Source organism: Ruegeria sp. F5, assembly GCF_056533845.1.
This window is the reverse complement of sequence record NZ_JBQFOU010000028.1, coordinates 26149-33723: the sequence shown is the minus strand read 5'-3', so window position 1 is coordinate 33723 and position 7575 is coordinate 26149. Positions and strand designations below refer to the sequence as shown.

The 7575-nt window shown below is 55.1% G+C and carries 7 protein-coding genes; 1 reads left to right on the top strand and 6 read right to left on the bottom strand.

The genetic code is table 11. The features are described from left to right. Window positions 1–399 precede the first annotated feature (399 nt). Window positions 400–633 (top strand): hypothetical protein, encoded by a 234-nt coding sequence (locus tag ACR0K1_RS23770; protein WP_480852099.1) that lies wholly within the window; start codon window positions 400–402, stop codon window positions 631–633. A gap of 82 nt (window positions 634–715) precedes the next feature. Here ACR0K1_RS23770 and ACR0K1_RS23765 read toward each other — a convergent pair whose 3' ends face one another. From ACR0K1_RS23765 to ACR0K1_RS23740, 6 genes are read right to left on the bottom strand one after another with little or no spacing between them, the layout of a single operon-like run. Next, entirely contained in the window at window positions 716–1693 is a 978-nt protein-coding gene (locus ACR0K1_RS23765; protein ID WP_480852098.1) for a 2-dehydro-3-deoxygalactonokinase, read from the bottom strand. After that, window positions 1665–2828: a mandelate racemase/muconate lactonizing enzyme family protein gene (locus tag ACR0K1_RS23760; RefSeq protein WP_480617348.1), complete on the bottom strand. Its 1164-nt coding sequence runs from the start codon at window positions 2826–2828 to the stop codon at window positions 1665–1667. Before ACR0K1_RS23760 ends, ACR0K1_RS23765 begins: the two co-directional genes overlap by 29 nt. Next, entirely contained in the window at window positions 2825–4285 is a 1461-nt protein-coding gene (locus ACR0K1_RS23755) for an NAD-dependent succinate-semialdehyde dehydrogenase (protein ID WP_480852097.1), read from the bottom strand. The genes ACR0K1_RS23760 and ACR0K1_RS23755 overlap by 4 nt, the downstream gene beginning before the upstream one ends. A 7-nt stretch (window positions 4286–4292) precedes the next feature. Next, window positions 4293–5909 (bottom strand): GMC family oxidoreductase, encoded by a 1617-nt coding sequence (locus ACR0K1_RS23750; protein WP_480852096.1) that lies wholly within the window; start codon window positions 5907–5909, stop codon window positions 4293–4295. Continuing rightward, window positions 5906–6358 (bottom strand): hypothetical protein, encoded by a 453-nt coding sequence (locus ACR0K1_RS23745; protein ID WP_480852095.1) that lies wholly within the window; start codon window positions 6356–6358, stop codon window positions 5906–5908. The genes ACR0K1_RS23750 and ACR0K1_RS23745 overlap by 4 nt, the downstream gene beginning before the upstream one ends. Before the next feature lie 9 nt (window positions 6359–6367). Next, window positions 6368–7570: a sugar ABC transporter permease gene (locus tag ACR0K1_RS23740; protein WP_480852094.1), complete on the bottom strand. Its 1203-nt coding sequence runs from the start codon at window positions 7568–7570 to the stop codon at window positions 6368–6370. Window positions 7571–7575: the final 5 nt, after the last annotated feature.

The window sequence follows — 7575 nt, the reverse complement described above, 5'->3', positions numbered from 1 at the left end:
AGGTCAGCAAGATCACAAAATATGCGCCATCAGGATCGGCTCATAACGCCAGCCATAAGCGCCATTGCCGCGATAGCGGCTTCGTCCTTCCGCCCTCATTGTCCGGCAGCCGCGGTGTATCTGCCATTGAGCTGAAGGCTCTCCCACTACCCTGCCCTTCCAGGCTGAACAAGCTATCCGACATGGTTTCGGCTGGAGCCGCTCAAAATCATCTGGATATCGAGTGCTGGCGGTTGTTGCGTGAGGATCCCCGGCCATTCGCAGATCACAACATACGCCTGCCCAAGTGCGCCCCCCGGGGTTCTTAAAGCTTCGAAACGGTAAAGCTCTTCACCCCTTAAATTTCTGCGAAACTTCATTCCTGCATAACGGCTACTGTTTTATTGAAAGTCGAATTGAATGAATGCAGTGAGTTTCGAGCGCTTCAGGCGGGGTGGTCTGGATTGCTACTATACTAAAGCCGAAATTGCGGAAGACCTGGTTGGTGCGCTGGCCGCATATATCAAAGAGCAGAGCCTGGAGGGCAGTTTTGACCGGGTCATTGAGCCGTCGGCTGGATCTGGTTTGCCAGTGCAAAATCCTCACTTTCTAGCTCGACGTAAGATACCGGCAACCAAGATCTCAAGCTTTTAGAGCGCTACATAAGGAACGACCTCGTTCATGCTCAAAAGGTCGGTTTGCTGTCGATTCGCTTCGGTTCGTACTGCCCGAAAGTTCATTGAGCTCGCGATGCCACCTTATTGGTTTTAAGAAGCTCGTGAGCAAACAAGGACAATCCCGCGATAGCAGATGTATCTGCTGCAATAGTCTCAACTTCACTTCCTGAGATATTGATTGCCGAACTATACGCTTCGCGAATGGGTCCACTGGCAATCAAAAACACTGGGTCAGATTCTTCCAGATGAACTCCGGCGATCTCTTGTCCAATCAACAAACCTGATAGCCTAGACGAAAAGTCATAAATGTCAGCTTCGGGGTCCAACAGTGCCCTAGCGCGTATCGAAAACAGTTTGTGAATAGCAGACGTTGGCTGTGCTAATACTTCGTGGACTGCATTCCTAAAAACAGTTTTATCGAAGAGTTCCGATCTGATGCTGCCACAGAATTGCGATAAGGTTGAGGCTGTTGACAGAAGCGCAAATAGCTCTCCGGTCATGACAGTCTGCCAGCTAACAAGATTGCCACACTCGATCCGGCACCATTTTGAGTGCGTCCCTGGCAGGCAGAAGATACCATCCCGTACGCCGTTCGAAATTGCGCCAAACAAGAGGGTTTCTTCGCCACGCATCACGTCAAAGCGTCCCTCTTCAGCAATACAGACACCCGGTAAGATAGTGCAGCCATAGCGGCCGGCAGTCACGTGTGCAGCATTATTTATTATGTCCTCAAGACACGCAGGCACCGAAACATACGGTACCTCTCGCCAACCTTCGCGCGCGCCGGCCATTCCACAAATGATTACCGGGGCAGAAAAGGAAATCCCTTTGTTTGATAGGATCTTTTCAAGATATGGAGCGAACTCATTGCGCCTGAGTTTTGACATTCCCATATCGCTTTTGTGAATTTGGACTGGCGCTTCCCCGGACTTGCAGTACCAGGCTCGAAAGGTGCTCGTCCCCCAATCCACTCCGACAAATTCGAGCGCGTTCAGATCACCCATACCGTCAGCTCGAATAATGTTTGATAAAGTCACGATCTGGATCCACGCCCAAGCCAGGGCCGTTTGGAATCGCTGCAAAACCGCCTGTTGACGCGACTTGAGTTTGTATGTTCAGCGGTTCAGAAAGCAGTTCATCCCGGAACTTGTTGTCGGTGGTATCGAATTCGAGCATCGGTTCCCACGGGAATAATCCACCTGGAAGCGACGGCATGGCTGCGAGAAGGTGCATATTGGTGGCCACTGCCACGGCTGAACCCCAAACATGGTTCACGACCGGAGTGAAATGCGCGTGGCACAATGCCAAAACGCGCAGATATTCTGTGATGCCGCCGAGAGCACAAACCTCCGGCTGCGCGATATCCAAACCGCGGCTTTCCAACAAGGCGCGCCAGCCCCATCGGTTGAATTCTGCTTCACCCCCCGAAATGTTGACATTCAAACCGGCGCGCAGCTCACGATATCCGTCAAGATCTTCCGGGGCGACGGGCTCTTCAAACCAATAGGGGTCGAACTCTTCCATCGCGCGACCAACATAAAATGCGTCATGGGTCGTGTAGCAGTGGTTCGCATCGATCATGAAGCGATAGTCATCGCCCACACCCTTACGCACAGCTTCGATCAGGCGCACGTCGTTTGTCGGACCAAGCCCCACTTTCATTTTCGTCGCGACGAAGCCCATTTCTTTGATTGTGGCGGCTTCGTCTTCAAAACGAGACACCAGACTGTCCACACTCTCAGGGCGGAGCATCATACCGTAGCCGTAAACCTGAATGCGATCGCGATGGGTGCCCCCGATGAGTTTATGCAGCGGTAAGCCTGCGATTTTGCCTGCGATATCCCACAGCGCAATGTCCACGCCAGAAAGTGACTGTAAAGGCATTCCCTTCTGGCCATGGTCGCGCATCAGGTTGTAAACTTTATGCCAGATCACATCGCGATCCAGTGGGTCCATATCCAACACCATCGGTTGGATCACCTGCTCGACGATTGCCTTGTTTGCCAAGGCGACATTGCCTGCACCAAAACACTCGCCCCAGCCCGTGACACCTTCGTTAGTCTCCACCTCGACCAGATGTGCCGTGCGCTTGTGGTAATATTGCTGAGAATACCCCAGCGGTTCAGGCAAATCGTAGCTGAGAACATGGCTGGTGACGCGGGTGATCTTCATGGGTTCAACCCTCCAAATCCAGTGGAATCGAGGGCGCGCGTGATCCGCTTTTGTACAAGATAGTCGTGTAGCGCGAGGGTTGAGCAATCATGCCCGATCCCCGACTGACCGATCCCGCCATGCGGCAAGTCGATATCGTACTTCACCCCGTTGATTTGAATTTCGCCATAGCGCAGATGCGCGGCATAATATTCGGCCCGACCTAGATCACGCGTGAACAAATAGGCCGTTAACCCACCCTCCTCGCAGTCATTGGCCATTTCAACGACCCCGGTTTCATCCGAGAAAGGAATTAGGCTGACGATGGGACCAAAGGTTTCCTGTCGATAGACACCCATCGTTTCGGTCACGTTGTCCAAAACGGTCGGCGCGATGTAGTGACCCTTGTTCAGGTTCGGGGGTCTGTCCCCACCCGCCAGCAGGGTCGCGCCATCCGCGATTGCATCGTCAATCAAACCTTTGATGCGAGCCCATGCGCGATCGTCAATAACTGGCCCAGTTGTGATATCGTCTGTTTTGTCAAACCCAACCGTAGCCGAATTTGCCCGGGCTACCACCTTTTCGGTGAAAGCCTCACGCACGGTCTCGGCCACAAACACACGGTTTGGTGAGACGCAAATCTGTCCGGCGTTAGAAAACTTTACCCCGGTCACGATGTCAGCGGCCAGGTCGAGGTCGGCGTCTTCGAACACGATAACCGGAGCGTTGCCTCCCAGCTCCATCGAATAGCGTTTGATTGATGTAGCACCGGTGCGCATGATGTGCTGCCCGGTCCGGGTCGAGCCGATCAGGGTCACGACTTGTGGGATGGTCGAGGCGGTCAGAGCATCAGCGACGTCATACCCATCCGTACAGAGAATTTGCACCACACCTTTCGGCAGGTCGATTTTTTCGCAAAGCGCCCCCACTGCATAGGCCGAAATCGGCGTCGCTTCAGACGGGCGAATGATGATCGGGCACCCGGCCGCCATGGCCGGGCCAATTTTGAACGCCAGATTCAACAAAGGGAAGTTCCACGCTAGATAGGCCACCGCCACCCCGACGGGTTCATAGACCATTCGATGTGAATGGGTGCCAGCCCGGTCGCTGAGGCCATAATCCTGAACGCGGGCAATTTCCTCGGCAAAGAAATCGAGAGAAACGACCAACCTGTCCCAATCCTCATGCGTTTGGGCCCAGGGCTTGCCCATTTCCTGATGCACGCAGTCGCGCAGGAACTCTTCATGGGCGATCACTTCATCGCGCAGCCGTCGCATCCACATTTGCCTGTCCGCAATCGAAGTCTTAGCCCACCTGGGAAACGCAAACTTCGCGGCTTGTAGCGCACGCTCGACATCCGCGAAGCCGGCCGTGGTGACCGTGGCGATGGGATTTTCAGTGGCGGGATTGATGACCTCTTTGCGCCCGCTGCCATCCGTCAGTGCGCCATCAATGTAGATTTGTTTTGGAAACTCCATGGCCACCTCAATCAAACAGCGTTGCAATGTTGGTTTTGATCCGGTCGCCGATATAGAGCGCCAGTGCCTGTATCGTAGAAGTTGGGTTGACCGCTCCAGCCGTAACGAAGATCGAGCCGTCCACGATGAACAGGTTCTTTACGTCGTGGCTGCGCCCCCAGCCGTTCACCACAGACGTCTCGGTGTCATTGCCCATCCGACAGGTACCCATCTGGTGCCACCCTGCTCGCCACCAGACTTTGTCACCCTTGGGCAGAATGCGCTTTGCCCCGGCGGCCAGCAAAACCTCTTCGGCGCGGGCCTCGCCATGTTTCAGCATCGCCTGCGTATTTTCACCCAAGCGATAGATGATCTTTGGGGCCGGAATGCCATCGCTATCGGTCAGATCTGGGTCAAGGGTCACACAATTATGTTCTTCCGGCAGATCTTCAGTCACCACAGTCAGGCCAGCGAGATAGGGGTAGACATTGTCCATAATCTCTCGGTGTTCAGCCCCCCATGGGATGGGATTGTCGATGCCATACCCACCAAGCGCATAGGTCATTGGTGTGGTTGAGCGCCCAGAATGCAGACCATAACCACGTACAAACCCGCGACCGGGGTCGCTTTCGTAAAATTCTTGTGAAAGGATCGAACAGGCCATCGGCCCTTCATGTCCCTTCATTGGCTCATCAAACACTCCTGCAACGCCGGTTAGTGGATGGAACATCAAGTTCTTACCGACCTTGCCAGAACGGTTCGCCAAACCTTCCGGGAATAATTTGGATTTGGAATTCAGCAGTAAGCGCGGTGTTCCAACCCCGTTGCAGGCCATAATGACCAGTTCTGCCTTCTGCTCATGAACTTGCCCGTCGGCCCCATGGTAGAGCACGCCGGTCGCGAACCCGCTGTCCTCGTCCACCAATATCTCACGGACACGCGCTTTGGTGCGCAGTTCAACACCTGCATTTTCGAGCATCGGCCAATAGGTGAAATTGCTTCCGCCCTTGGCCCCCGCCGCACAACCCAGATCACAGGTCCCGGCGTTCACGCATTTCTGGCGGCCATCGTCATCCCGGCTTAGGATCGCGACGTCAGACGGCCACCAATGCCAGCCTTTTTCATTGAATCCACTGGCCAAAGTCTGCCCGAGTTTGCCAATCGGAATGGGTGGATGCGGCGGCTTATAGTCGGGATAAGCCGGATTGCCTCCCAAACCAGAGACGCCCGTGTTGCGGTCATTCATTTCATAAAACGGCGCTAAATCGTGATAATCGACCGGCCAGTCCTCACCCACGCCATCCAGTGATCTGGTTCGAAAATCTGACGGGCGCATCCGCGGCCAGTGGCCTAGGAAGTTGATTGTCGACCCGCCCACGCCATTCCAGTTGACCGGCGTGATGCAGCTATCCTCCGCGTTGATCGGGTAGTCCTGCGGAAGACCTCGAATATTCGGGTCGCAAGAAAACTCAGCGTACCGAGCGAGTTCATAATCCTCGCGGCGCGATGGGAAGTCTTTGTCTAGCAGATGATCACCCTGTTCCAGGCACAGAATGCGCATCCGTGTTTCCAACAGAGACCAGGCAATCGCAGCGCCTGATGCCCCCGCACCAATGATCAGAACGTCAACAGGTTCGTGTTTCATGCCTGACCTCCGGTAGGATCGCGAAACACTGGCCCACGAGCGCGCACAGGCGCGGTCAATTCATTCAAAAGCGCGGGCGGATCACTGACAACCTCGTACCCGGCTGGATGCACAGGATGCGATCCTACACCAACCTTGGCGCGCATATCCGGGCGACTGTAATAACCTTTGTAGGTTTCCGTGAGCAGCAAACTGAACGCCTCGGGCAATTCGGATTCCAGCTGGCGGACGGTATGGGGAGTAATACCGTCCGCCAGTTCGCCGGCGCGGGCTATCAAGGTGACGAGCGCGCTGTTGAGAGCGGGATTACGCGCAGCCGCCTCTGTGACGAATGCCGCCACACCCAGATCTCCCGCCGCCGGGATTCCTCGAACGCTATTTTCGGGAATAAGGATGTTGAGGATTGCATCGAGCGCCAAATGTGGACTGATATTTTCATATTCTGACATCGCCGCCTCCTACCTTCCGTTTCCGTTGCTGGGACGCGACACGGCATCAATCGCGACGGCTAAGAGCAGTATCGCACCCGACACCATCAGCTTGTCCGCCGCACTCGCACCAGTCAGGTCCAGCCCGTTTCCAAGCGATCCGATGACCAAAGCGCCAAGGATTGCATTCCAGACTGACCCGCGGCCGCCAAAGAGTGATGTGCCCCCAATCACTGCCGCGCCGATCGCCTCAAGCAGCAAGGAGCCACCGGCGAAGGCCGTATAAGATACCGACCCATAGCGGGACGCTCCAAAAATTCCGCCAATGGCGGCCATAAGGCCAACAATTGCGAAGGCCGAGACCCGAATACGTTTGACCTTCATCCCCACGCGCCGCGCGCTTTCAGCATTGCCGCCAACAGCAAAAAGTGAGCGACCATACGGTGTGCTGGTTGTGATCCACCCCAACAGTGCAGTGATCGCGACAAGCAGCACCAGCAACAACGGCAGAGACCGATAAGCGTTAAGCGTCAGCACGACGGCCACGACAATGACAGAAAACGCGACGACCTGACCCCAAAGAGCGAATGGACTGTCCTGTTCCAAGCCAAGCGCTTTGCGCCGGCGTTGCTTGCGCAGATTGGAGTATGCGAACAGGCCGACAACTGCCAACCCCAGAACAATTCCCCAAAGGTCCGGGATAAGAACCCGAGCTATTCCACGCACGAAGGGATCACCGACGTTCAAGTTTCCCGTCGGCAGGATCTTTTGCATCAAGCCTTGGTACCCCAAAAGCCCGGCTAGCGTTACGACAAATGAGGGGATGCCGACATAGGCAACAAGCAAACCTTGCGCTGCGCCCATAACAATGCCCACGAAAATCACGATGATGCAGGCCAGCCAACCGGGCACACCGCTCAGCACCAGCACGCCCAATAGCGCGGCACAAACCCCTGCAGTCGCGGCTGCAGACAAGTCTATGTCACCCAGCAGCAATACGATTGTTATCCCAACCGCCAACGTGGCAATCACAGCAGATTGCATAAACAGATTGTAGATATTGCGAGGGCTTAGAAAAATCGCACGGAAACTGTCTGCTTCGCCGCTCATCAAATCAATGAGCGGCAGGACAAGCCCGAAATACCCCCAGATTGCTGCCAACGCGAGGAGGACAGGAACAAAGGCCCCGAATTGCGTCTCGCGCAGAGCGCTGAATCGGTCGAGAAACGTCAATTTAG

Excerpts from the sequence above, each read along its gene's own strand:
- ACR0K1_RS23770 (WP_480852099.1), top strand. The coding sequence starts at position 400 with ATGAATGCAGTGAGTTTCGAGCGCTTCAGGCGGGGTGGTCTGGATTGC.
- ACR0K1_RS23760 (WP_480617348.1), bottom strand. The coding sequence starts at position 2,828 with ATGAAGATCACCCGCGTCACCAGCCATGTTCTCAGCTACGATTTGCCT.
- ACR0K1_RS23755 (WP_480852097.1), bottom strand. The coding sequence starts at position 4,285 with ATGGAGTTTCCAAAACAAATCTACATTGATGGCGCACTGACGGATGGC.
- ACR0K1_RS23750 (WP_480852096.1), bottom strand. The coding sequence starts at position 5,909 with ATGAAACACGAACCTGTTGACGTTCTGATCATTGGTGCGGGGGCATCA.
- ACR0K1_RS23745 (WP_480852095.1), bottom strand. The coding sequence starts at position 6,358 with ATGTCAGAATATGAAAATATCAGTCCACATTTGGCGCTCGATGCAATC.